This is a genomic window from Caballeronia sp. AZ7_KS35, assembly GCF_023631045.1.
In the GTDB taxonomy this organism is placed as follows: domain Bacteria; phylum Pseudomonadota; class Gammaproteobacteria; order Burkholderiales; family Burkholderiaceae; genus Caballeronia; species Caballeronia zhejiangensis.
This window is the reverse complement of record NZ_JALQDV010000063.1, coordinates 112,800-136,010: the sequence shown is the minus strand read 5'-3', so window position 1 is coordinate 136,010 and position 23,211 is coordinate 112,800. Positions and strand designations below refer to the sequence as shown.

At 63.9% G+C, this 23,211-nt stretch carries 20 protein-coding genes; 10 read left to right on the top strand and 10 right to left on the bottom strand.

From position 1 onward, the window contains the following. The first annotated feature begins 94 nt into the window (after positions 1-94). From NCT05_RS33980 to NCT05_RS33970, 3 genes are read left to right on the top strand one after another with little or no spacing between them, the layout of a single operon-like run. Entirely contained in the window at positions 95-1,702 is a 1,608-nt protein-coding gene (locus NCT05_RS33980) for an acyl CoA:acetate/3-ketoacid CoA transferase (protein WP_250504383.1), read from the top strand. Then, positions 1,699-2,505: a shikimate dehydrogenase family protein gene (locus NCT05_RS33975; RefSeq protein ID WP_250504382.1), complete on the top strand. Its 807-nt coding sequence runs from the start codon at positions 1,699-1,701 to the stop codon at positions 2,503-2,505. The genes NCT05_RS33980 and NCT05_RS33975 overlap by 4 nt, the downstream gene beginning before the upstream one ends. Before the next feature lie 27 nt (positions 2,506-2,532). Continuing rightward, positions 2,533-3,384, top strand: coding sequence for a fumarylacetoacetate hydrolase family protein (locus tag NCT05_RS33970; RefSeq protein ID WP_250504381.1), 852 nt, complete (start codon positions 2,533-2,535; stop codon positions 3,382-3,384). 63 nt (positions 3,385-3,447) lie between these two features. Here NCT05_RS33970 and NCT05_RS33965 read toward each other — a convergent pair whose 3' ends face one another. Beyond that, the gene (locus tag NCT05_RS33965; protein WP_008345348.1) at positions 3,448-4,593 is read right to left on the bottom strand and encodes a porin; all 1,146 of its coding nucleotides are present in this window, start codon (positions 4,591-4,593) and stop codon (positions 3,448-3,450) included. Between the two features lie 387 nt (positions 4,594-4,980). Here NCT05_RS33965 and NCT05_RS33960 point away from each other — a divergent pair, with 387 nt between their 5' ends. Together NCT05_RS33960 and NCT05_RS33955 are read left to right on the top strand one after the other, a co-directional pair. Next, positions 4,981-5,700: a response regulator gene (locus NCT05_RS33960; RefSeq protein WP_008345349.1), complete on the top strand. Its 720-nt coding sequence runs from the start codon at positions 4,981-4,983 to the stop codon at positions 5,698-5,700. An 11-nt stretch (positions 5,701-5,711) separates the two neighbouring features. Then, the gene (locus NCT05_RS33955) at positions 5,712-7,016 is read left to right on the top strand and encodes an ATP-binding protein (protein WP_250504380.1); all 1,305 of its coding nucleotides are present in this window, start codon (positions 5,712-5,714) and stop codon (positions 7,014-7,016) included. 8 nt (positions 7,017-7,024) lie between these two features. Here the strand turns inward: NCT05_RS33955 and NCT05_RS33950 are convergent, their stop codons facing one another. Next, on the bottom strand, positions 7,025-7,717 hold the full coding sequence (locus NCT05_RS33950; protein WP_250442134.1) for a response regulator: 693 nt from the start codon (positions 7,715-7,717) through the stop codon (positions 7,025-7,027). 3 nt (positions 7,718-7,720) lie between these two features. Then, positions 7,721-9,328: an ATP-binding protein gene (locus tag NCT05_RS33945; RefSeq protein ID WP_008345352.1), complete on the bottom strand. Its 1,608-nt coding sequence runs from the start codon at positions 9,326-9,328 to the stop codon at positions 7,721-7,723. Positions 9,329-9,534: 206 nt separating this feature from the next. Here NCT05_RS33945 and NCT05_RS33940 point away from each other — a divergent pair, with 206 nt between their 5' ends. Both NCT05_RS33940 and NCT05_RS33935 read left to right on the top strand, forming a co-directional pair. Then, the gene (locus tag NCT05_RS33940; protein ID WP_051078953.1) at positions 9,535-9,828 is read left to right on the top strand and encodes a DUF2866 domain-containing protein; all 294 of its coding nucleotides are present in this window, start codon (positions 9,535-9,537) and stop codon (positions 9,826-9,828) included. 2 nt (positions 9,829-9,830) lie between these two features. Beyond that, positions 9,831-10,583, top strand: coding sequence for a winged helix-turn-helix domain-containing protein (locus tag NCT05_RS33935; RefSeq protein WP_250504379.1), 753 nt, complete (start codon positions 9,831-9,833; stop codon positions 10,581-10,583). Positions 10,584-10,636: 53 nt separating this feature from the next. Here the strand turns inward: NCT05_RS33935 and bamA are convergent, their stop codons facing one another. Both bamA and NCT05_RS33925 read right to left on the bottom strand, forming a co-directional pair. Further along, positions 10,637-12,931, bottom strand: coding sequence for an outer membrane protein assembly factor BamA (gene bamA / locus NCT05_RS33930; RefSeq protein ID WP_008345355.1), 2,295 nt, complete (start codon positions 12,929-12,931; stop codon positions 10,637-10,639). Positions 12,932-12,967: 36 nt separating this feature from the next. Beyond that, positions 12,968-13,357 carry a hypothetical protein gene (locus NCT05_RS33925; RefSeq protein ID WP_008345356.1) on the bottom strand — a complete coding sequence of 130 codons (390 nt, stop codon included), beginning with the start codon at positions 13,355-13,357 and terminating at the stop codon, positions 12,968-12,970. Positions 13,358-13,710: 353 nt separating this feature from the next. Between NCT05_RS33925 and NCT05_RS33920 the strand changes: the two genes are divergently transcribed. The 3 genes from NCT05_RS33920 to NCT05_RS33910 all read left to right on the top strand — a co-directional run bounded on the left by NCT05_RS33920 (position 13,711) and on the right by NCT05_RS33910 (position 17,338). Then, entirely contained in the window at positions 13,711-13,980 is a 270-nt protein-coding gene (locus tag NCT05_RS33920; protein ID WP_008345357.1) for a hypothetical protein, read from the top strand. 398 nt (positions 13,981-14,378) lie between these two features. Next, positions 14,379-14,678, top strand: a complete 300-nt coding sequence (locus NCT05_RS33915) for a hypothetical protein (RefSeq protein ID WP_250504378.1) — start codon at positions 14,379-14,381, stop codon at positions 14,676-14,678. Then, on the top strand, positions 14,675-17,338 hold the full coding sequence (locus NCT05_RS33910) for an ATP-binding cassette domain-containing protein (RefSeq protein ID WP_250504377.1): 2,664 nt from the start codon (positions 14,675-14,677) through the stop codon (positions 17,336-17,338). Before NCT05_RS33915 ends, NCT05_RS33910 begins: the two co-directional genes overlap by 4 nt. Positions 17,339-17,398: 60 nt before the next feature. Here the strand turns inward: NCT05_RS33910 and NCT05_RS33905 are convergent, their stop codons facing one another. The 5 genes from NCT05_RS33905 to NCT05_RS33885 are packed head-to-tail and all read right to left on the bottom strand — an operon-like array spanning position 17,399 to position 23,211. Beyond that, entirely contained in the window at positions 17,399-18,391 is a 993-nt protein-coding gene (locus NCT05_RS33905) for a UDP-glucuronic acid decarboxylase family protein (protein WP_250504376.1), read from the bottom strand. Positions 18,392-18,418: 27 nt separating this feature from the next. Beyond that, complete coding sequence (locus NCT05_RS33900; RefSeq protein ID WP_008345361.1) at positions 18,419-19,378, bottom strand: glycosyltransferase family 4 protein; 960 nt, start codon at positions 19,376-19,378, stop codon at positions 18,419-18,421. Further along, positions 19,365-20,420 carry a glycosyltransferase family 9 protein gene (locus tag NCT05_RS33895; protein ID WP_250504375.1) on the bottom strand — a complete coding sequence of 352 codons (1,056 nt, stop codon included), beginning with the start codon at positions 20,418-20,420 and terminating at the stop codon, positions 19,365-19,367. The genes NCT05_RS33900 and NCT05_RS33895 overlap by 14 nt, the downstream gene beginning before the upstream one ends. Continuing rightward, positions 20,417-21,433: a glycosyltransferase family 2 protein gene (locus tag NCT05_RS33890; protein WP_250504413.1), complete on the bottom strand. Its 1,017-nt coding sequence runs from the start codon at positions 21,431-21,433 to the stop codon at positions 20,417-20,419. Before NCT05_RS33890 ends, NCT05_RS33895 begins: the two co-directional genes overlap by 4 nt. Positions 21,434-21,465: 32 nt before the next feature. Then, positions 21,466-23,211 (bottom strand): carbamoyltransferase family protein, encoded by a 1,746-nt coding sequence (locus NCT05_RS33885; RefSeq protein ID WP_250504374.1) that lies wholly within the window; start codon positions 23,209-23,211, stop codon positions 21,466-21,468.

The window sequence follows — 23,211 nt, the reverse complement described above, 5'->3', positions numbered from 1 at the left end:
TGCCGGTGCAGCTTGAAACCGAAAATGAGACCGGTTACATTCGGCTTGTCGGCGAAAAGAAGGCCGCAAGAGACTTACGGAGACGAGGCAATCCATGGAACGAATTTCCAGCGACGACGCAGCCGCACTGGTGCGTTCGGGCGATTCCATCCTGATCAGCGGATCGGGCGGCGGACACGCGGTGCCCGAAGCGCTGCTGGCGGCTGTGGAACGGCGCTTTCTCGCTGACGAGCAACCGCGCGGCATCACGTCGATCAGCGTGGTCGGCATCGGCGATCGCGCCGCGCTCGGGGCGAGCCATCTCGCGCACGAAGGTCTGCTAAAGCGCGCGATCACGAGTGCGCTCGTCGATTCGCCCGGTCTCGTCACCATGGCCGCGAACGACAGCATCGAGGCATACACGCTGCCGCAAGGCGTGCTGTCTCAACTGATGCGCGAAATGGCGGGCGGGCGTCCCGGCCTCATTACGAAGACGGGGCTCGGCACGTTCGTCGATCCGCGTCAGCAGGGCGCGCGTCAGAGTCCGTCGACGGAAGAGATGCTCGTCGAGCTGATGCATATCGACGGCGAGGAATGGCTGCGCTTCAAGCCGTTCCCGATCGATATCGCGTTCCTGCGCGGCACCACCGCCGACGAAGACGGCAACGTCACGATGGAACAGGAAGCCGTGCTCGGCGAAATGCTCGCGATGGCGCAGGCGACACGGCGCGCGGGCGGCATCGTCGTCGTGCAGGTGAAACGCATGGCGCGGCGCGGCACGCTGCCGCCCAAGCAAGTGAAGATCCCCGGCATTCTCGTGGACTTCGTCGTCGTCGAGCCGGAGCAGCGTCAGACTTACGCGACCGATTACGATCCGAGCTACGCCGGCGAATTGCGCGTGCCGCTTTCGGAGATTCGTCCGCTGCCGTTCGGCCCGCGCAAGGTAATCGTGCGGCGCGCGGCGATGGAGCTGTATCCGCATGCCGTGTGCAATCTCGGCGCAGGCATTTCGACGGGACTCTCGACCGTCGCCGCGGAAGAAGACCTGCTCGACTCGGTGATCCTCACCAACGAGCAAGGGCTGATCGGCGGTGCGCCCATCACAGGCCGCGATTCGGGCGGCGCGCAGAACTTCGCCGCGATGATCGAGCAGCCGTCGCAATTCGACTTCTACGATGGTGGCGGTCTCGATCTCGCGTTCCTCTCGTTCGCGGAAGTCGACGCGCACGGCAACGTGAACATCAGCCGCTTCGGCGACAAGATCGTCGGCGTCGGCGGGTTCATCAACATCAGCCAGAACGCGAAGCGCGTGATCTTCAGCGGCACGCTCACCGCGGGCGGGCTCGACGTGCAATGGGAGAACGGCAAGACGCGGATCGTGCAGGAAGGCAGGCATCGCAAGTTCGTGCGTTCGCTCGAACAGATCTGCTATAGCGCGCCGCTCGCGCACGAGCGCGGCAATTCCGCGTTGTTCATCACCGAGCGCGCGGTGTTTCGTGTCGGCGATAAAGGGCTGGAGTTGATCGAAGTCGCGCCGGGCATCGATATCGAACGCGATGTCTTCGCGCAGATGGAGTTCCGTCCAGCCATCGCCACCGACGTGCACGAGATGGACGCGCGCATCTTCGCGCCGCAACTCATGGGCATCAAGGATGAAACGGTGGCCCGGGAACGTAGGCATCGTTCGCAACGCATCGCCGAGTGGTACGGGAGCCGCGCATGAGTGCCGCGTCGATCACGGGGCGCACGCGCTTGTACGGCATCATCGGCGATCCGATCGCGCAGGTGCGCTCGCCCGAAGTCTATACGCGCAAGTTCGCCGACGCGGGCATCGATGCGGTGCTCGTGCCGATGCACATCGAGGCAAGCGAGATCGATGCGGTTCTGCCCGCGCTGCTGCGCCTGAAGAACCTCGACGGCCTGCTCGTGACGTCGCCGTTCAAGACACGTGCGCTCGCCATCGCCGATGAAGTGCATTCGCGCGGACGGCGCATCGGCGCGGTGAACGCTTTGCGTCGCGATGACGAAGGCCGCTGGCACGCCGACATGTTCGACGGCGAAGGCTTCGTGCGCGGCCTGCTCGCGAAGGGCCACGACGTGAAAGCGAAGCGCGCGCTCGTGCTCGGATGCGGCGGCGCGGGCGCGGCGATCGCGGTATCGCTCGCGGATGCAGGCGTCGCGCACATCACGCTCTGCGATATCGATCGCGCGAAGGCGAGTGCGCTGGCTGCGCGACTGTCGGCGTCGTGCGAAGGCTGCGAGATCGTTTCCGGCGATGCCGATGCGCAGCGTGCAGACATCATCGTGAACGCGTCGATTGTCGGCATGGAATCAGGCGATGGCATGCCCGCGCCGTTCGATGCGTTCGAGAACAAGCAGATCGTCGGCGACGTCGTGTTGCGTCCGCCCGGCGAGCCGACGGCGCTCATCGCGAAGGCGATCGAATGCGGCTGTCCGGTCGTGACCGGCATCGACATGCATAGCGGTCAGATCGACGCGATTCTCGAATTCTTTCACGCCGCCTGAATCCGCCCACTCAAAGGAAATCACGTCATGAAACTTCTGCGTTACGGCAATCCCGGCCAGGAAAAGCCCGGCATTCTCGACGATGAAGGCCGCATCCGCGATGCCTTCGCCATCACCGACGACTTCGATCCCGCGTTCTTCGCCAAGGGCGGCATGCAGCGCCTTCAGGGGCTCGACATCGCGACGTTGCCGGTCGTCGAAGGCAACCCGCGCATCGGCGCGTGCATTGCGCGGCCGGGCAACTTCATCGCGGTGGGATTGAACTACGTTCAACATGCGATCGAAACCAACGCGCCGATTCCCGAAGAGCCGATTCTTTTCAACAAGGCGCCGTCGTGCATCAGCGGCCCCAACGATCGCGTGCTGTTGCCGCGCAACTCGACAAAGGCGGATTGGGAAGTGGAGATCGCGTTCGTCATCGGCAAGCGCGCGCATTACGTGAGCGAGGAGAACGCGCTCGATCATGTCGCCGGATATTGCGTCTGCAACGACGTGTCCGAGCGCGCGTTCCAGCTCGAACACGGCGGTCAATGGGTGAAAGGCAAGATGGCGCCCACCTTCGGTCCGCTCGGTCCGTGGCTCGTCACGCCCGATGAACTCGGCGACGTGCAGAATCTGCCGCTGTGGCTCGAACTGAACGGCGAGCGCATCCAGAACTCATCGACGTCCGACATGATCTTTCCGATCAGCAAGCTCGTTTCGTACATCAGCCAGTTCGTCGTGCTCGAAGCGGGCGATGTCATCACGACGGGCACGCCGCCGGGCGTCGGCCTCGGCATGAAGCCCGAGCAATACCTGAAACCGGGCGACGTGATGAAGCTATCCGTCGAAGGGCTCGGCGTTCAGGAACAGACCGTCGCGCGCTGGGACGATCAGTAACGCCGCAACCCATGCGACGCAAAAACGGCGGACATACGCGTCCGCCGTTCGCTCACGCTTCGATCAGAAGCGGTGACGCAAGCCCACGGTCGCCGAGACCTGGCTGTTCGTCGACGATGCCGACAGTCCGTTGATCGCCGCCGTGATGCCCGAATCGCCCGTATCGCTCACGTGCTGATACACGCCTTGCAGATACACGTCGGTGCGCTTGGACAGCGCGTACGCCGTTTGCAGGCTGAACTGATTCCACTTCGGATCGACGCCTTCGAGATGGCCGTCGGTGAAGGTGTACGCGCCCGACACCGACCACGCGGGCGTCAGGTTGTAGCGGCCGTTCACTTCGTAGTTGGTGAAGCGCGCGCTGCCGCCATCGAGCGTGATGCCGTTGGTCGTGCCCGATGCCGATGCGCCGATGCCCGTCGCGCCGTCGAGTCGCGTCTGCGTGAAGACGAAGCCCGCTTGCGCCGCGCCGAACGTATAGCTCAGGCCCGCGCCGAACGTGCGCTGACGGCTTGCGCTGAACGTGGCGTCATCGCTGACTGCGCCGCTCGAATTCAGCGTCGCGCCCGCGTTGTTCAGCTGCATGTAGCTCGCCGCTACGTTCAACGGACCGTAGTTGTACGATGCGCCCACGCTATACGCGCGATTCGTCGCGAAGCCGCCCGCATCGTTCGAGAAGCCATACAGGCCGCCGAACTTGAAGCCGCCGTAGTTCAGGCTCTGGTACTTCACGGAGTTGCTGACGCGGAACGAGTTGTCGAGGTTGTCGTTGTCGAACGGATGCGCGGCCTGCGTGCCGCCGTATTGCGTGCCCGTGAGTGCGAGCGGGCCGAGATAATCGACGACGGAATCGTACTGACGGCCGAGCGTGAGTGCGCCCGCGCGATCGCTCGACAGTCCGACGAACGCCTGACGGCCGAACTCGCGTCCGCCTTGGCCGAGCTTGCCGTTCATGATGCTGAAGCCGCTTTCGAGGGTGAAGATCGCCTTCAGGCCGCCGCCGAGATCTTCCGTTCCGCGCAGGCCCCAGCGGCTGCCGTTGACGGCGCCGCTCGTCGCCTGAACGTTATGCGCGCCGCCCTGATTGTTCGTGTAGGTGAGGCCCGCGTCGATGAGGCCGTAGAGCGTCACGCTGCTTTGCGCGTGCGCCGTGCCGGCGACGGTGCCGAGCGCGGCCAGCGCGCTCAGCGTGAATAGGGATTTCTTCACTGTGGTATCTCCAAGAGAGCTTGAGGTTCTTTCCGATCGATCGGTCGACGCATCGGACGGCGGATTAAATCACGGCACATGACGTGCTTTCGTTGGACGCGAGTTACCGAATGTTGTGTAACGCGTGCGCCTGCGGAGCACAGCGAAAGAGGAATCCCTTGAGCATCAATGCGTTCGCGTGCGCGCGATGCCGCAATGCGGCGCGAATCGCGATTACCTGCGGTAATGCCTTGTGCGAATCGGAAGGCCGTTGTGGTCTGCGCGCGACATCCGCGTACTGAGTAAGATGGCCGAGTGTGTCCGGATTGACATGAAGTTCAGGTCCGGATTGATGGACAATCTCGTCTTGAGGCGCGACGCCGCCCGCTCTCGAACCGGTGCAACGAAGTGAACGAATCTCAACTGCTGCTCGTGGAAGACGACCCGGAAATCAGCGAATCGCTCGCGGATTATCTGCGCGGCAAAGGCTTTCGCGTGCAGGTCGCCGGAAGCGCGGAAGCCGGACACGAACTGCTCGCGCGCGGCGGCTTCGACCTCGTGCTGCTCGACGTGATGCTGCCCGGCGAAGACGGCCTGAGCTTCTGCCGTCGCGTGCGTGCATCGGGCGGGCCGCCCATCATCATGCTGACCGCGCTGTCCGAACCGACCGACAAGGTCGTCGGCCTCGAACTCGGCGCGGACGATTACGTGTCGAAGCCCTTCGATCTGCGCGAGCTGCTCGCGCGCATCCGCGTCGTGTTGCGCCGCGGCCAGACGAACGAGGCCGCCGCGCGCGCGCCGGCAAGCGAAATCGTGATGACGTTCTCCGGCTTCACGTTCTATCCGTACCGACGCTTTCTACGCTCGCCCGCCGGCTTGCGCGTGCCGTTGACGGGCGCCGAAACCGACTTGCTGCTCGTACTGTGCCAGCATCCGCGGCAAGTGCTATCGCGCGAAGAACTCATCCGTCTCACGCGCGGCAAAAACTTCCCGATCGCGACGCGCTCCGTCGATCTGCTCGTGAGCCGGCTGCGCCGCAAGCTCGCGGGCGACGATCCGCTCGATGATCCGATCCGAACCGTGCGCGCCGACGGTTACGCGTTCCAGCCCGAAGTGACCGCCCAGTGATGCGCCGCCTGATGCCGCGCGTTTTCGCGACCACGCTCGGGCAGATTCTCGCGATCGTCGCGGGCTCGTCGGCGGCGACGCTGTTGCTTTTCATCGTGTTGCTGTTCTATCCCGGCGCGCCGCCGAGCCCGCCGTGGCCGTGGCAGACGTCGTATCGCATCGTCGCGCTGGTGGACATGCTGAGCGCGACGCCCGACGCGGACCGCGTGCGCGTGCTGGCCGCCGCCGATCGCGCGCGCATGACGGCGAAGCTCGTCGACGATGCCGTCATCTGCAAAGGCTCGACGCTCGACACGCACGATCTCGAAGCCGCGCTCAGAGCGGAACTGCACGCGGGCGCGGCGCTGACGGTGCGAACGTGCGATGCGCGTCAGCCGACGCAGAATCTTCAAGTGCTGATTCCCCTCGGCCAGCGCACGCTGGAGATTCGCACCGACCGCAACGAACGCGAGCCCGATCGCTTCACGATTCCGTTCTTCGGCGCGCTCGCGTTTCTGTGCGTGGGCGTCGCGGGATTGTCGGCGTGGGCGGTGTCGCGCGTGATTCGCCCGTTGCGGCGATTGTCCGAGAAAGCCGATGCGTTCGGCCGCGACATCACCGTTGCGCCGATCGATGAAGAAGGACCGCTCGAAATCCGCCGCGCCGCGCATGCGTTCAACCGTATGCAGGAACGCATCGCGCGCTCGATGCAAAGCCGCACGCGCATGCTCGCCGCGATCAGCCACGATCTGCGCACGCCGCTCACGCGCATGCGCCTGCAGCTCGACGCCGAGAAGAAAGAGATCGAGCGCGCCAAGCTGCTGCGCGACATCGATCTGATGCAGACAATGGTGAGTTCTGCCCTCGCATTCCTCACGAGCGATGCGGGCGCGGAGAAAAAAGAGTGGCTCGATCTCGGCGCGCTGCTCGGCACGCTATGCGACGAATACGCGGAGTCGGGCGCGGCGATCCGCTACGACGGGCCGGATCAGATTCCGTTCTTCTGCAAGCCGGATGCGATCCAGCGCGTTCTCACGAATCTCATCGACAACGCCATTCACTTCGGCACGGAGATCGTCGTGACGGCGGCGCTCGATGCAGGCAACGTGGTGATCGACGTGACCGACGACGGGCCGGGCATTCCCGCCGATCGCCTTCAGGACGTGATCGAGCCGTTCGTGCGCCTGGACCCGGCGCGCGCGCAGCGGCCCGGCAGCGTGGGCCTCGGGCTGTCGATCGTCGATGACATCGTGCGTTCGCACGGCGGCACGCTCGCGCTCATCAATCGCGAGCCTTCGGGCCTGATCGCGCGCGTGACGATGCCCGCATCGAACTGAACGTTCGCTCAGATTTCGAGCTTGTATCCGACGCCGTAGACCGAGACGATGATCTCGCCCTCGGGCCGGACGTCCTGCAGCTTGCGGCGCAGATTCTTGATGTGGCTGTCGATCGTGCGATCCGTCACCACGCGATGATCCGCGTAGACGTTATCGAGCAGAAACGAGCGCGGCAGTATTCGGCCCATCGACACATGCAGCAGATGCAGCAATCGGAATTCGATCGGCGTGAGGCGCAGTTCGTGGCCGTCGAGCGTCACGCGATGAAACTGCGGATCGATTTGCAGCGCACTGGCCGCCGTACCGATCGCGGTTGCGTTCGCGCCGCCCGCGCGACGCAAGATCGCCTTCACGCGCGCGACCACTTCACGCGGGCTGAACGGCTTGCACACGTAGTCGTCCGCGCCGGTTTCGAGTCCGAGCAGACGATCGATCTCGTCGATGCGCGCCGTCAGGATGATGACCGGCAGCTCCGAAAACGTCCGCAATTCGCGGCAGATATCGAGTCCGCCGCGGCCCGGCAACATCAGGTCGAGCAGCATCAGCGAAGGCGGCGTTTGACGCACGAACGGGATGACCTGCGCGCCATCGGCGAGCGTCGTCACGATGTAACCCGCGACGCGCAGATAGTCGGCGAGCACGGCGGCCAGCTTCGGCTCGTCCTCGACGATCAGGACATGGGCGGGAGAAGTTACGGGCATCGCTTACTCGCGGTGGGAAGGAAAGCGCGCGGTGATGGACACGCCGCCGTGCGCCGAATCGTCCGCGCGGATGCTGCCGCCATGCGCCGTGACGATCGCCTTGCATAGCGAGAGCCCGAGTCCCGCGCCGCCGCTTTGCCGGCTGCGCGATTCGTCGACGCGATAGAAACGGTCGAAGAGATGCGGCAGCGCGGACGTCGGCACGCCCGGCGACGAGTCCTGCACGTTGAGCGTCCAGTCGTCGGGTGCGCCCGCGAGCGCGACGCGCACGCGCCCGTTCGGATCCGTGTAGCGCAGGGAATTCTGCAGCAGGTTCTTCAGCAATTGCACGAAACGCGCGGCGTCGACATCGACATCGGCGGAGGCGAGCGCATCGCTGCATTCGACATCGATGGCGAGCCGCTTCGCGCGGAACGACTGACGCATCGCATCGACGGACGCGCGCGTGAGCGCGTTCACCTGCGCGGGCGCCTTGCGATAGCGCAGCATGCCGACATCGCTCAGCGACAGGTCGTACAGGTCTTCGATGAGCTTGTTCAGCGCCGCGACTTCCGTCTGCAGCGAGGCGAGCGATGCGGCATCGAATACATGCACGCCGTCTTCGATCGCTTCGAGTTCGCTGCGCAGCACGGCGAGCGGCGTGCGCAATTCGTGCGACACGTCCGCGATGAACTCGCGCCGGCAACGTTCCGCGCGCTCCAGCGAATCGGCGAGCGAGTTGAAGTCCGATGCGAGCTTGTCGAGCTCGTCGCGATTCTTCGCGGGCACGCGAATCGAATAGTCACCGCTCGCGAGCCGATGCGTCGCGGCCATCACGCGGCGCACCGGCACGAGCACGAGGCGCGCGAGCACCATCGCGACGACGGCGGCGAGTATCACGGCGACGCCGCCGATCTGCCAGGTCGCGCGCATCTGCTGCGCCTGAAACGCGATGTCGGCGGCGTCGGTGAGCGGCGTCGGCCCGGCGGTTGCGAGCCAGCCGACGATCTTGCCATGCACGCGCACGGGCGACGCGGGCGCATCCGGCGGCGGCGGCTCGTTGGTGGATGCGACGAGCGCGCGATCCGCATCGAACAGCGCGGCAGGCGGACGTTCCCGTCTATGCCCGCGCACGCGATCCGCCGATTCGATTTCGGGCGCTGTATTCAGCGAATCGCGCAGACGTGCGGATTCGGGCGGCGCGAAAGGCGACGGGTTCGGCAACGCGTTCGAAGGACGCATGCCCCAGTGCGGACCGTGCCACGGCTCGCCGAGCGGCCCGAGGATGCGCGCCACGCTCCCGCTGCCCGGAAAGCTGCGCCACGCGCTCGGCACGGTCGCGCGCATGTCTTCGATCTCGCGCCGCACGAACTGCTCCTGTGCGTCGTCGAGCAGCGCGAGCCATGCGTCGTCGTTGCCGCGCAGGAACGCCCAGTTGCCGTGCGCGGCGTACTCGCTCGCGACCTTCGCCATCACGGCGCGTTCGCGCCCCGCATCGCGTTCGCGCACGTAATGCAGAAAGCCGTTCTCGAAGCTGACGCGCACGGCGTAGCCCATCGTCAACGTGATGACGAGACACGCGACCAGCACGAGCAGAAAGATCTTCGAGGCGATGCCAAAACGAAACTTCAATGAGGAACCCTTCGCGTGGCAGGCGGATTGAATGACGGCCGATTCTAGTTGATGCGGCCTTCGTCACGCAGTTTCCTCGCGAATCTCCACGACTTCTCCACTTTTTCTCCATGCTGGATGCGGCATTGATCGCTAACGTCGCTGGCAATCTCAAGGGAAAACCACGGAGTTACGCCATGCCACGCACCGAACGAAAGGAGGCCGATATGAAGCGCCCGTCCTGGCCCGGACGAAGTTCCGCCGATGTAGCGCAGATCGCCGACGAACCCGCGACGAAACTGCGCGGCTGCCGCCTTTCGGCGCCGATCGTGCAGCCGTGGGGCGCGTCCTGCCGTGTCGTCGAATGGATCAACTTTCGCGGCGAACGCTCGTTCATCGCGGTGCATGTGAGCGCGACGGAACCGGAAATCCGCGAGCGCATGCGCCTGCACGCCAACGGCGAACGTCACGTCGCGCTCGATGCGGCCGCGCTCGGCCGTCCGAAGCTGCGGAGGGCGTAACGATGATGTCCGGTACGCACGAGCCGCATCGCATCGTCATCGTCGAGCCGGATGACGGCTTTCGGCAAAAACTGCGCGCATTTCTTTCGAGCTATTACCCGGCGATGCGAACGATCTCGAATGCAGAGACGCTCGCCGTCGAGATCGAGCACACGAAGCCTTCGCTGATCCTGCTCAGCAACGAACTGACCGACACGCCCACGGCAGCCGTGCTCTGCGATCTGCGCACGCTGCATCCGGATATCGCGGTGCTCGTCATCGGCGCGCCGCACGGCTGGACGGACGCCATCACCTGTCTCGATCTCGGCGCCGACGACTTTGTGCAACTGCCCTGCAACGAGCGCGAGATTCTTTCACGGATGCGCAATCTGTTGCGTCATCGCGCGGGGCGTGCATTGCCGGTCACGCCCGGCGACGGCAAGCTGCGCCTCGGCGACTTCGTGCTCGATCCGGCGAAGCGCACGCTGAAGCGCAAGCGCGTGGCCATCGACGTACACGACAGGCTCATCGAACTGCTCGCATTGTTCGCGCGCAATCCGATGACGGTGATGTCGCGCCTGCGCCTCACGCGTCAGTTGAGCGAGCAGGGCTGCGCGCTGTCCGAGCGCTCGGTCGATGCGCTCGTGTGCCGTTTGCGACAGATCGTCGAGGACGATCCCGCAGAGCCGCGCCTCATTCAGACGATACGCGGGCGCGGCTACGCCTTCAGTCCGAATGGCGCGAAGCTCGGCGCGGTCATGCCCGCTCATGCTTAGATCGCCGAACCGGGACGGGCCGGGCTCTTCGCCGGAGATTCACGTAAAGAGCCTTAAAACGCGGTGCCGATCTGAAACTGGAACTTCTGATACGTGTCTCCGCTGTGATGCACGATCGGGAAACCGAGGCTCAGCTTGAGCGGGCCGATCGGCGAAATCCATTCGAGGCCCATGCCGTAGCTGTAACGCAGGCCGTTCGATCCGGTGCTGTTGCCTTCGTCGCCCCAGACGTTGCCGCCATCGACGAAGGTGAACACGCGCAAGGTGCGGTCGTAGCCGGTGCCCGGCAACGGGAACGTCATCTCGATATTGGCGACGACCATCTTCGAGCCGCCGATCGGATCGTTCGTCGTCTTGTCGCGCGGACCGAGCGAGCTCGACTCGTAGCCGCGCACGGAACCGATGCCGCCCGCGTAGTAATTCTTGAAGATCGGATACGACTTGCCGCCCAGACCCGAGCCATAGCCCGCCTGAAGGTTAACGCCGAACACGAAGCCGCGCGAGAACGAGTGGTAATACTGCGCGGTGAAATCGGTCTTGTAGTACTCGGTGTTGCCGAGCGGCGTGCCCACTTCCGCGTTGGCCTGCAAATAATAGCCGCGGCTCGGCACCAGCGCGCTGTCGCGATGGTCGCGCTTCCAGCTCGCCGTGAGCGGCACGTTGTTCACCACACGGCCGAACTCGCTCACGTAGTCCAGATACGATTGCGGCGTATCCGAATCGGTATTGAAGCGATCCTGCTCGACGCCCGCGCCGAAGTACACCATGTCCGATTCGGAGAACGGAATGCCGAACTTCGTGTCGACGCCCATGCTCACGATACGAAAGCTCGAATCGCTCGAATAGTAGAGCGGATACGTCGTCCGGTAATACGCATCGGTGATGCGCTGAATGCCGTCGACGGTGAAGTACGGGTCCGTCTGCGTGATGCTCAGCGTGCGATACGTCTTCGCCGTATTGACGTTCACGCCGAGACTCGTGCCCGAGCCGAACACGTTGTCCTGCGTGACGCCGGCGGACAGCACGACCTTGTCCGTCGATGAAAAGCCTGCGCCGAGCGTGATCGCCCCTGTCGGTTTCTCTGTCACTTTCATCTGCACGTCGACCTGATCCGGATCGCCTTCGATGGGCACGGTCGTCACATCGACATCGGTGAAATAGCCGAGACGGCTGATGCGGTCTTTCGAGAGCTTGAGCGCCTGACTGTCGAACCATGCGCTTTCGAACTGGCGCATTTCACGGCGCACGACTTCATCGCGCGTGCGCGTATTGCCGATCACTTCGACGCGGCGCACATACACGCGCTTGCCCGGATCGACCTGCAACGTGAGCGCGACCGTGTGATGCGCCTGATCGATGTCCGGCTGCGCGTTCACGCTCGCGAAGGCGTAGCCGTATCCGCCGAGCCTGTCGACGAGCGTCTGCGTCACTTGCTGCAGCTTGTTAGCCGAGAACAGCTCGCCCGGCTCGATGCTCACGAGCCGCGCCAATTCCGCATCGCGCCCGAGCAGATTGCCCGCGAGCTTCACGCTCGTGATGGTGTAAGGCTTGCCTTCGTGCAGCATGATCGTCAGATACATGTCCTTCTTGTCGGGCGAGATCGAAACCTGCGTCGATTCCACGCTGAATTCGAGGTAGCCGCGATCGAGATAGAACGAGCGCAGGTTTTGCAGATCGCCGGTGAGCTTTTCCTTCTGATAAAGATCGTTCTTCGTGTACCAGGAAAACCAGTTGGGCGTGGAGAGCTGCATCTCGTCGTGCAGCGTCTTTTCATCGAATGCGGTGTTGCCGAGGAAATTGATCTGCCTGATCTTCGCGCTCGGTCCTTCGGCGACCGAGAAAAGCAGTTGCACGCGGCCGCGATCGAGCGGCGTCACCGTGGTCGTGACTTCGGCGGCGTAAAAGCCGCGCATCAGATATTGGCGCTTGAGTTCCTGTTCCGCGCGGTTCGCGAGCGCCTTGTTGTAGGTCTGCCCCGGCGCGAGTCCGACCGATTTCAACGCCTTCGACAAATTGTCCTTGTCGAATTCATGCACGCCCGCGAACTGAACGCCGGCGATGGCCGCCGCTTCGACGACGCGCACGACGAGCACGTCGCCTTCGGTCGACACGCTCACGTCGGTGAAGAGGCCGGTGTCGTAGAGCGCGCGGATCGCATCGGTGGCTCCCGTCTCGGTGAAGGTGTCGCCGCGCCGTATCTTGAGATTGGCGAAGACCGTCGACGGATCGACGCGGCTCACGCCTTCCACGCGAATGTCGCGCACGATGAAGCTGCTGCCGGCATGCGCGTGCGCGCTGACGAGGGCGCCCGCCGCGACTGCGAGCGAGCGATAGATGTGATGCTTCATGCGGGAACCGGGAAAAGTGGAGAGAGCGGCGCGGGCTTACTGGATCGGTGCATCGCCGATGGCGGGCAGGGACTGGCCGGTCGCCGCGCCGATGACTTCATGGATCTGCAGCGCGCTTTCGCGGCGTATGCGAAAGGAGAGCTGCGCGCCGCCCTGAAGGACGAAGGAGAGAATCAGCGCGCCGGTGCCATCCGCATCGAGCGCGACTTCCCAGCCTGCGCAATGCATCGTGAATTTGGCCGCGCGATTTTTCTTGCGGATTCTTTCCGAGCACGCGATGGCGTGCGCGAGCGCGGCGATCAACTCGTGCATGACGGAGCAATGCAATGCGACCGACGAGCCCGAGCGCGCGTCGACGACGAGATAGCCGCCGTCTTCGCTAAGCCGGAAGCTCGCGAGCGAATCGATGGTGAGAGCCGGGCGCATGTGCGTTCGAAGCGGGTTATCGAAAGCGCACAGTCTATGAAGGCACGACGCGCATTGGGTTACGCGCCTCTTACCGGATGTTGCCCGGGATGCGGCCAAGAAAGCGGCGCATTTAATCGAATGCTTTCCTATAACCACATCATGAAATGCGCGTGATTTTTTAGGCGCCGCGGTCCGATATTTGCTCGATAAGGGCTAAGCTATCCGAATGCCTGATTTACATCGCATGTCTGGAAAAACGTGCATTGCGTGGCCGTCGAAAGCGGCGCGGCAAGGCAGCGCTCGAACGGTCGGGCGTTTCTCCGGGCGTTCGGACCTTGCATCAGCAGATGTGCTTTTAAACGAAGGACATCATGTACTCCATGAGCGGTTTTTTTGTCGAGATCATTCCAGAACACGTACCGGATGATGGCTGGACCGCGATCGCACAGTTCTCGCGCCAGCGAGATTATCGAAAGCACGACGAAGTGCCCAAAGCGACCTTTCCGACCAACGTGGCGTATGGAACGCGGAGCGCCGCCGAGCGCGCCGCCACGCAATGGGCACGCGAATTCGTCACGTCTTCGAGCGAAGTTCTCGAATCGTCCTTGCGGCTGGAAGAGGCGGCGCGCAAGGCTCATTGAAGGCAATTGCCTGCAAACGTACTGGGTCGAGTCTTTTCGATCTCAATCCCACTACGACAAGATGGATAGGCAGACTCTCTCGAGGATCGACCTCACGCTCACGCAATTCGAGCGTAGAGTTTCCGAACAGGAATGGCGTCAGATTCGTCTACGACAGATCGGTTGCAATAGTAAAGAGTGCATGGCATTGCTTCACGAATTGCAAAACAGCCTGAGATGCCTCCGGCGATATCGATTCGCTGTCGGACAAGACCTTCGGGCGTCCCGATGATGACGTGGGTTCATGCTGGATTCAGGCCCTTTGACGCTTCCCATTCGGTCCGTCATCGCGGTCCCGGGCGCACGGGTTGCTGATCGACACACCAGTGCTGACCACTCCCTGTTGCAGGAAGAACGCCATGAATCGCAAATTACGATCGGGAATGATCCACACGCTCGCGTGCGTCTCGCTGTCGGGCGTCACGCTCGCAAACGCCCAGCAAAACGGTGCGCCGCCAGGCCATTCCACATCGGGAAACCAGGCGTCCGGGAAATCCGCGGGTGTCGCCGGCGGCGCGGGCGCCGCGGGCCAGTCGGGCACGGACCCGGCCACGCTTAGCCGCATGGAAGAAGAGCGCGTGCAGAAGAACAACGCGCAATCCGCGACGAAGGGCGCATCGAATGCCGGCGCGGGCAAGCGCAAGGACTGGAAGGAGTGACGGCCCGCGTAACGGAGGATCAGGAGCGCGCGCGTCTGCGCAGGCGCATCGGCGCCGATCTGTGGCGCGCGGTGTGGGCCTGGCGCTATCAGACCGCCGCGGCGGTCGCGCTGATGATTGGCGCGCGGCTCGCGGTGGTCGGCGTGCCGCTGATGCTGAAGCGCGTCATCGACGAGTTCAGCCATCCCGCATCGAGCGTCGTCTTTCCGGTCTTTCTCGTCCTCGCCTACGTGCTGCTGCGCTATCTCGGCGATGTGCTCAACGAAGCGCGCGACGTCGTCTTCAGCATCGTCACGCAGCGCACGGTCGCGTCGTTCACCGAGCGCACGTTCGCGCATCTTCATGCGCTCGGCGCGCGCTTTCATGCGCGGCGCGAAACCGGCGCGGTCGTGCGCGACGTGCAGAAGGGCGCGGACGGCATCGGCTTTTTGCTCGGCACATCGCTCTTCACGATCGTGCCGGTGATGATCGAGATCGGCACGATCGTCGCGGTCATGGTGCACGCGTATTCGCTGGAATTCATGGCGATCATCGGCGCGACGTTCGTGCTGTATTCGGTGTGGACGGTCATCTTCACGCGCTTTCGCATGCGCTTCCAGCGCGCGGTGAACGGCCTCGAAGCACAATCGGACGGCCGTCTCGTCGACAGCCTGCTCAACTACGAAACGGTGAAGTTCTTCGCGAGCGAAAGCATCGAAACGCGGCGTCTTTCGAGCGTGCTGGAGCAGTGGGTGCATGCGCGCATCGCCAATCAGCGCGCGCTCACGCTGCTGCATGTCGGGCAGAGCACGATCATCACGATCGGTATTGCGGCGGTGATGTTGCGCGCGGCGCAACACGTCGTCGCGGGCACCATGAGCGTGGGCGATCTCGTGCTCGTCAACGCGTATATCGTGCAGGTGTGCAATCCGCTCAACACGCTCGGCTTCGTGTTTCGCGAGACCAACGACGCGATGGTCAACGTCGAGCGCATGTTCAACATTCTGCTGTCGCGCGGCCGCGTGCGCGAGGATGTCGATGAAGCGCACGCGAAGCCGCTCGTCGTGACGGCGGGCGAGATCGAGTTCGATCATGTCGAGTTCGGCTACGATCCGGCGCGGCAGATTCTGCGCGATGTCGATTTTCGCGCGCATCCGGGCAAGAAGCTCGCGGTCGTCGGCGGCAGCGGATCGGGCAAGTCGACGCTCGTGAAGCTGCTGTTCAGGCTCTACGAGCCGACGGGGGGCGCGATACGCATCGACGGTCAGGACATCTCGCAGGTCACGCAGAACAGCCTGCGCGCGACCATCGGCATCGTGCCGCAGGACACTGTGCTCTTCAACGACACGATCGCCTACAACATCGGCTATGGGCGTCCCGGCGCGACGCGCGCGGACATCGCGCGGGCGGCCCGCGCGGCGCAACTCGACGGCTTCATCGAGCGTCTGCCGGACGACTACGAGACGCGCGTCGGCGAGCGCGGCGTGCGGCTCTCTGGCGGCGAGCGTCAGCGCATCGCGATTGCGCGCGCGATACTCAAGAATCCGCGCATCATCGTGTTCGACGAAGCGACGTCCGCGCTCGATACGCGCTCCGAACGCGCGATCCAGAACGAGCTCGACAGGCTCGCGGAGGGCCGCACGTCGATCGTCATCGCGCACCGGCTGTCCACTGTCGTCGATGCCGACTGGATTCTCGTGATGGAGCATGGACGCATCGTTGAGCAGGGACAGCACGACGAACTGCTCGCGCGCGATGGCGTGTACGCGCGCATGTGGTCGCTGCAATGGCAGCAGGGCGAGCTGAAGCACGCGCAACGCAAGGTGTCCGCGACGGCGCTCGGACTGGATGCGCTCGTCGCAGGCGTGGTCGATGCGCTGCACGACGAGATCGTCACGCGCGGCGTGAATCTCTACACGGTCATCAGCGATCCGGGTTTGCGCGTCTCGGGCGATGCCAGCGTGCTGCAGCAGATCGTGGCCGATCTGTGCCGTTCGCACATGAGCTCGGCGGCGCGCGGCGAGCGCATCGAACTGCGCGTGTTCCGCGAAGACAATCACGCGAATCTCACGGTGATCGGTCAGCGCGCGAGTCCCGCCGATCTGTCTTCGCAGCAGATGCGGCGGCTCGAATCCGCATTGAACGAAATGGGCGGCGGCTTCACGGTGCGCTATATCGACGAGCATGTCGCGTATGTCGCGACGATGCCGCTGCGTCCCGTGCTCGACGATCCGCAAGCGTCCGAAGCCACGCATGACGATGCATTGGCCGGCATCACCGTGATGGTGCTCGACGACCAGGAAGACGCGCGCGATGCGCTCGAAGCCGTGCTCGAATCGGTGGGCGCGCGCGTCATGTCTTGCGCATCGGGCGATGAAGCGCTTGCGCGTCTGCGCGAACTGCCCGGCGCGCAGTGGCCGGACGCGCTTCTGTGTGACATCGTGCTAGGTGGCGAACAGAACGGCTACGACGTGCTGCGACTCATTCGCGAGGAAGAGTCGCGCCGCGGCGCGTCGCTGTCCGAACGCATGCCCGCGATCGCGCTGACGGGACACACGCAGGCGGATGCACGTTCGCGCGCACAGGCCGCGGGCTTTCAGGCGCATCTGACGAAGCCGGTCGCCGCGCCGAAGCTGATCGCGACGATCGGCGACGTGACGGCGCGCACATCGCTTCGATGAGGGCGGCGCGAGCGCGCGTTCGAATGTGACGATGCAATGCTGCGCCGTTGAACGGAAGCATCAACCTGACGTGGCGATAGTGAGCGCGTGACGTCCCTGCATCGCCTCGATGACGCCACGGAAATGCTGCGCCGTGCGACGCAGGCCTTCGTCGAGCGGCGTCGTCGGTGTCCAGCCGAGGGCATCGCGTGCGAGCGCGATATCCGGCTGACGATGCCACGGATCGTCCATCGGCAAAGGCTTGAACACGATCTCCGATGACGATCCCGTCAACTCGATGATGCGCCGCGCGATCTCGAGCATCGAAAGCTCGTGCGGATTGCCGAGATTGACGGGTCCGGTGAGTTCATCGGGCGTGTCCATCAGGCGGATGAATGCGTCGACCATATCGTCGACATAGCAGAAGGAGCGCGTCTGCGAGCCTTCGCCGTACACGGTGATCGGCTCGCCCGAGAGCGCCTGCATCATGAAGTTGGAGATCACGCGTCCGTCCGACGGATGCATGCGCGGCCCGTACGTGTTGAAGATGCGCGCGATCTTGATCGACAGTCCGTGCTGCCGCCGATAATCCATGAAGAGCGTTTCGGCGCAGCGCTTGCCTTCGTCGTAACACGAGCGCGGACCGATCGGATTCACGTTGCCCCAGTACGCTTCCTGTTGCGGATGCACATGCGCGTCGCCATACACTTCGCTCGTCGATGCCTGAAAGATGCGCGCATGCACGCGCTTCGCAAGCCCGAGCATGTTGATCGCGCCGTGCACGCTGGTCTTCGTCGTCTGCACCGGATCGTGCTGGTAATGAATCGGCGAAGCGGGGCAGGCGAGGTTGTAAATCTCGTCCACTTCGACGTAAAGCGGAAATGTCACATCGTGCCGCATCAGTTCGAAATTCGGGCTGTCGAGCAGATGCGCGATGTTGTCCTTCGTGCCGGTGTAGAAGTTATCGACACACAGCACATCGTGCCCGAGCGCGAGCAGCCGCTCGCACAGATGCGAGCCGAGAAAGCCCGCGCCGCCCGTCACCAGAATCCGCTTTCTATAGACTTCTCTCATGTCGCCTTCATCCTTTCGATGTGTGTGCTAACTGCATACGAAGCGCAGCGTTTCGTCCCAGTCGCGGGCGAAGCGCGCGATATTGAATCGTTCGAGCGCGGTGCGCCGCGCGCCTTCGCCGAGACGCCGCGCTTCGGCGGGATCGCGCAGCAGGTGCTGCATCGCGTCGATGAGCGCCTGCGTGTCGGTATGTACGTAGCCGCTTTCGCCGTTGCGGATCACGGTGGCGAGTTCGGTCGTCGCGAGACCGATGATCGGCATGCCGATCGTCATCGCTTCGACGATGGCGAGCCCGAGGCTCGTCCAGCGAATCGGATTGAAGAAGAAGCGATAGCGCGCGCTGAACGCCGCAAGCTCCAGATTGCCGATCTCGCCGATGCCGCCCGCCGACTGCGCATCCATGCCGACGAGATCGAGCGGCACGCGCGCGGCCGCTTGTGCATAGACATCGTTGCCGAGCCGCCTGCCGCGCTGGCGCAGATGATTGATCACCGCGATGCCGCGTTCGAGTTCGCCGCTATAGCGCACGCCTTCGGGCACGATCACGCCGTGTTCGATGACGCGCGTCGGCGTTTCGCCGCTGTCCCACATCAGCTTGTTGAAGTGCGTGACGTGCACGAGCAGCGTGTCGCGTTCCTGCACCCAGTGCTTCTGTTCGAAGGGGTTTTCCTGCGGCGGATCGTGCTCGATGTAGACGCGCGGCAGCCGGCGTTGCGCGTCGCTCAGCAGATTGATGCGGTCGTCGTCCCATTGACGCTTGTGCTGAAAGAGCACGACATCGAAGGATTGCGACTGCACTTCGCTCGCCGGAATTTCATGCACGTTCGGGCCGAAGGGTAACGCACCCGCCGTGCCCGCATAGCCCGGCGGATAACCGGGGCGCGTGACGAGATAGAAGTCGTGCGGCGCCTGGCTCAGATAGTAAAGATAATTGCCGTGAATATGCCAGGTAAGCACGCGCAGACGCCGGGAACTAGTCGTGGGCATGAAGAAGCGTCTCCTCTCGGACGGTCGATTCAAGCTGGGCGAAAGCCGTGTCGATCACGGATTGCACGCTTATGTTCATCGCGCATTCATGACCGTAAGGGCACTCGCGAAACGCGCACGGACGGCACGAGGGCCAGTCCGCGAGCACGCGATGACGCGCGTGATCGAGCGGCGCCCAGCGACGTGTATCGCTGCCCGACGCGACGACGACACTCGGCGTGCGCATCGCTGCGGCGACATGCGAAAGCCCTGTGTCGTTGCATACGATGAGCCGCGCCTTCGCGACGAGCGCCGCGAGCGAGCCGAGCGACGTGCGGCCGGCGAGATCGATGCCGGCACCTTGCGCAACGCACGCCGTCAACGAGGCTTCACCCGCGCTGCCTGTGATGGCGACTTGCCAGCCGCGCCGCGACAACGCGCGCGCCACGTCGGCGAAGCGCTCGACGGGCCATCGACGGGAAGGCAGCTGCGCGCCCGGATGCACGAGCACGAGCCGCTCGCTATCGAGCGCGCACGCTTCGATCAGCGCATCGCATTCGCGATTGTCGGCATCGGTCAGCGGAATCTCGAGATCGAGATCGCCTGCGTCGATGCCGAGTCGCTGCATGAGCGCGGTGTATCGCGCGGATTCGGGCAGATCGTCGGGCCATGGCATGAAGACGCCTTTACGCATGGCTTCGTCCGGCTTCAGAAAGCCCGCGTTCAGACGCGCGCCGATGCCTTCGACGATATCGTTCGCCACGCCGCCGCTTCCATGCAGTTGAATCGCGAGATCGAAGCGACGTGCGCGCATCGCTTGATGAAAACGAGGCAGATGTGCATCTGTTTCCTGCTGCTCGGGAAAACCGATAGCGCCGGGAAACACGATGAGTTCATCGACGAGATGCGCGTATCGTTCGACGAAACTCGCCGCCCAAGGCAGACCGATAAGCGCGATATGTGCTTGCGGATAGGCGCGGCGCAATGCACGCAACGCAGGCACGGCGCACAACATGTCCCCGAGCTGCAATGCGCGAAAGATGACGATGCGCTCGACGTTCATAGAAAGAAGACCCTGAACTTGAACGCGCCGCGTATGCGCCAGTAGATCGACAGATACGGAATGATCGCCGACGTCCACAGCATTTCCGCGACGTGCGACGGCGTGCGCGCAGTCGTCTTCAATCGTTGCATGCTGAACCATATGGTCATCGCGGCCCAGGCAAGCAATGCGAGCGACCCGGTGCGCGGCGCGTGTGCTGCGAACGATCCGATCGCAACGACGAGCGCCGCGAGCATCGCGTAGTACAAAAGCGGCGGATTGCGGCGGATGCGCGTGCGAAACATCGCGGGATACTTTTTGTAGAGCAGTGCATCGAACTGGCTCTTCTTCTGCTGCGATATGCTCACGCCCCAGCGCGCAGGGCGCACCGGATGCAGCACGGTTGCGTCTTCCGCACGCGCGATGACGAGTCCCGCCTTAATCAGCGCGAATTGCAGATCCGAGTCCTCGCGCCACGCCGCCGTAAAGCGCGCATCGAAGCCGCCCGTACGTTCGAGTGCGGCGCGCGTGACGAAGGTGTTCGCCGTCGCGAATTCGGCGCTGGCGAGTCCGGCGGCGTCGCGTTCGTAATCGGTCGGGCGTGGTCCCAGCGGCACGACGATGCGGCCCGACACGGCATCCGCGCCCGCATCGAGCGCACGCATGCCATTGGCGATCCAGTTCGGATCGGGAATGGTGTCGTCGTCGGTGAAGGCGATGCGCCGCGCAAGGGATGCGCGCCAGCCCGCGTTGCGCGCGCCCGCCGGACCCTGCGTCGCGGTGACGGGAACGTAGCGGATCAACGGGCCGCGCCGCGCACGCGATTGCGACAGGCGCTGCACGCATGCCTTCGTCGCTTCGTCGGGGCCGTCGTCGCATACGATGATCTCGTAGCGCGCCGGATCGTAGGTCTGCGCCGCGAGCGCCAGCACGCAGCGTTCGAGCATCGCGGGGCGGCGATACGTCGGCACGACCACGGTCACGTCCGGGATGAAATCGCCGCGCGGTATCGCGGGTGCATCGGCCACGCTCATCGCGCCGTGATCGAAGAGTTCGGCGTAGGTGCTCATGCGTGCGCGCCCGGCTTTTCGACAAGGAACGAGCCGATCACGAGCGCATCGAGCGGCGACGTCCAGAACGATTCGAGTGCGTCGCGCGGCGTATTCACCATCGGCTCGCCGCGCGTATTGAACGATGTATTGACGAGAACCGGCACGCCCGTGCGCGCCTTGAACGCCGCGAGCAGATCGTAGTAAAGCGGATGCTGCGCGCGATTGACGGTCTGCACGCGCGCGGTGCCGTCGATATGCGTGACCGCGGGAATGCGCGTCTTCATGTCGTCGCGCACGTCGAACACGAAGAGCATGAACGGCGCGACGCGTGCATCGACGAACCAGTCGGCTGCGTGCTCTTCCATCACGACGGGCGCAACCGGACGAAAGTCCTCGCGATCCTTGATCTCGTTGAGGCGCGCCTGCATGGACGCATCGATGGGCGATGCCAGAATCGAACGCGCGCCGAGCGCACGCGGGCCGAACTCGGTGCGTCCCTGATACCAGCCGATGACGCGGTTCTGCGCGAGAATGCCCGCGGTTTCTTCGGCGATATTCGTGAGCTTGCGATACGGCGCGCGCGTCCACTTGAGGAAGGTTTCGATCTCGTCGTCATCGAACGACGGTCCGAGATATGCGTGATCCATGCGCCATTTTCGACCGCGATCGCCGGTCTTCGCGCGTTGCTGATAGTCGGTCCACAAGGCAGCGCCGAGCGCCGTGCCCGCATCGCCGGCGGCGGGCTGAACCCAGATTTCATCGAACGGTCCGCGATCGCGCAGGCGCGCGTTCATCACGCAGTTGAGCGCGACGCCGCCCGCCATCGCGAGATTCTTCAGACCCGTACGTTCGTGCAGCCACTTCGCGAGTTCGAGCGCGGTCTCTTCCAGAACGACCTGCAATGAATGCGCGATATCGAAATGATGCTGCGTGAGCGGGCCGCCGCGTTCGCGCGCGGGACCGAAGCGCTCGACGAGACGCGGCGCATCGACGGTATAGCTGCCGTCGCGGCGATACTTCACGATCTCGTGAAACTGATCGACATACGCGGGCTTGCCGAACGACGCGAGCGCCATCACCTTGTACTCGTCGGACGAGTGCAGGAAGCCGAGATAGCCCGTCACCGTTTCATAGAGCAGGCCGAGCGAGTGCGGCAGTTCCACTTGCTTGATGCGCGTGTATTCGCCATTCACGAATTGCCCGAGACTCGTCGTGACGCCTTCGCCGCGACCGTCCATCGTGAGTACGGCGGTGTCGTCGAAAGGTGCGGCGAGAAACGCGCTCGCTTCGTGACAGAGATGATGATCGACGTTATGCCACGCGAAGCGCGGGGCGCGTCCGCCGCTTAGGAAACGCCGCTTCAAATGATGCGGGGCGCCGTCGATCAACTGACCCTTCGCATTGACGATATAGCTCAGGAACAGCGGATCCCAGGGCGATTCGGACGGGTTCGTCATCGCTTGCGCCGAGGGCATCATCGGCAGGGATATGTTCGCGTTTGCGTCCTTCGGCATGCCGGAAAACAGATGCGGATCGTACGAATACGCGATGTGGTCCACATCCGCGAGTTCGATGCCCGCTTCCTTCAGGCAATAGTCGATTGCATCGAACGGAAGCTGCCATGTGGAAAACGGCACCGGCCGTTTCGCATGCTTGACGTGCGTGAAGCGCTCGTCCTCGGCCGCCGCGATGACGACGCCGTCCTTGACCAGCGCCGCGGCGCTGTCGTGATAAACCGCGTTGATTCCAAGTGTGTACAT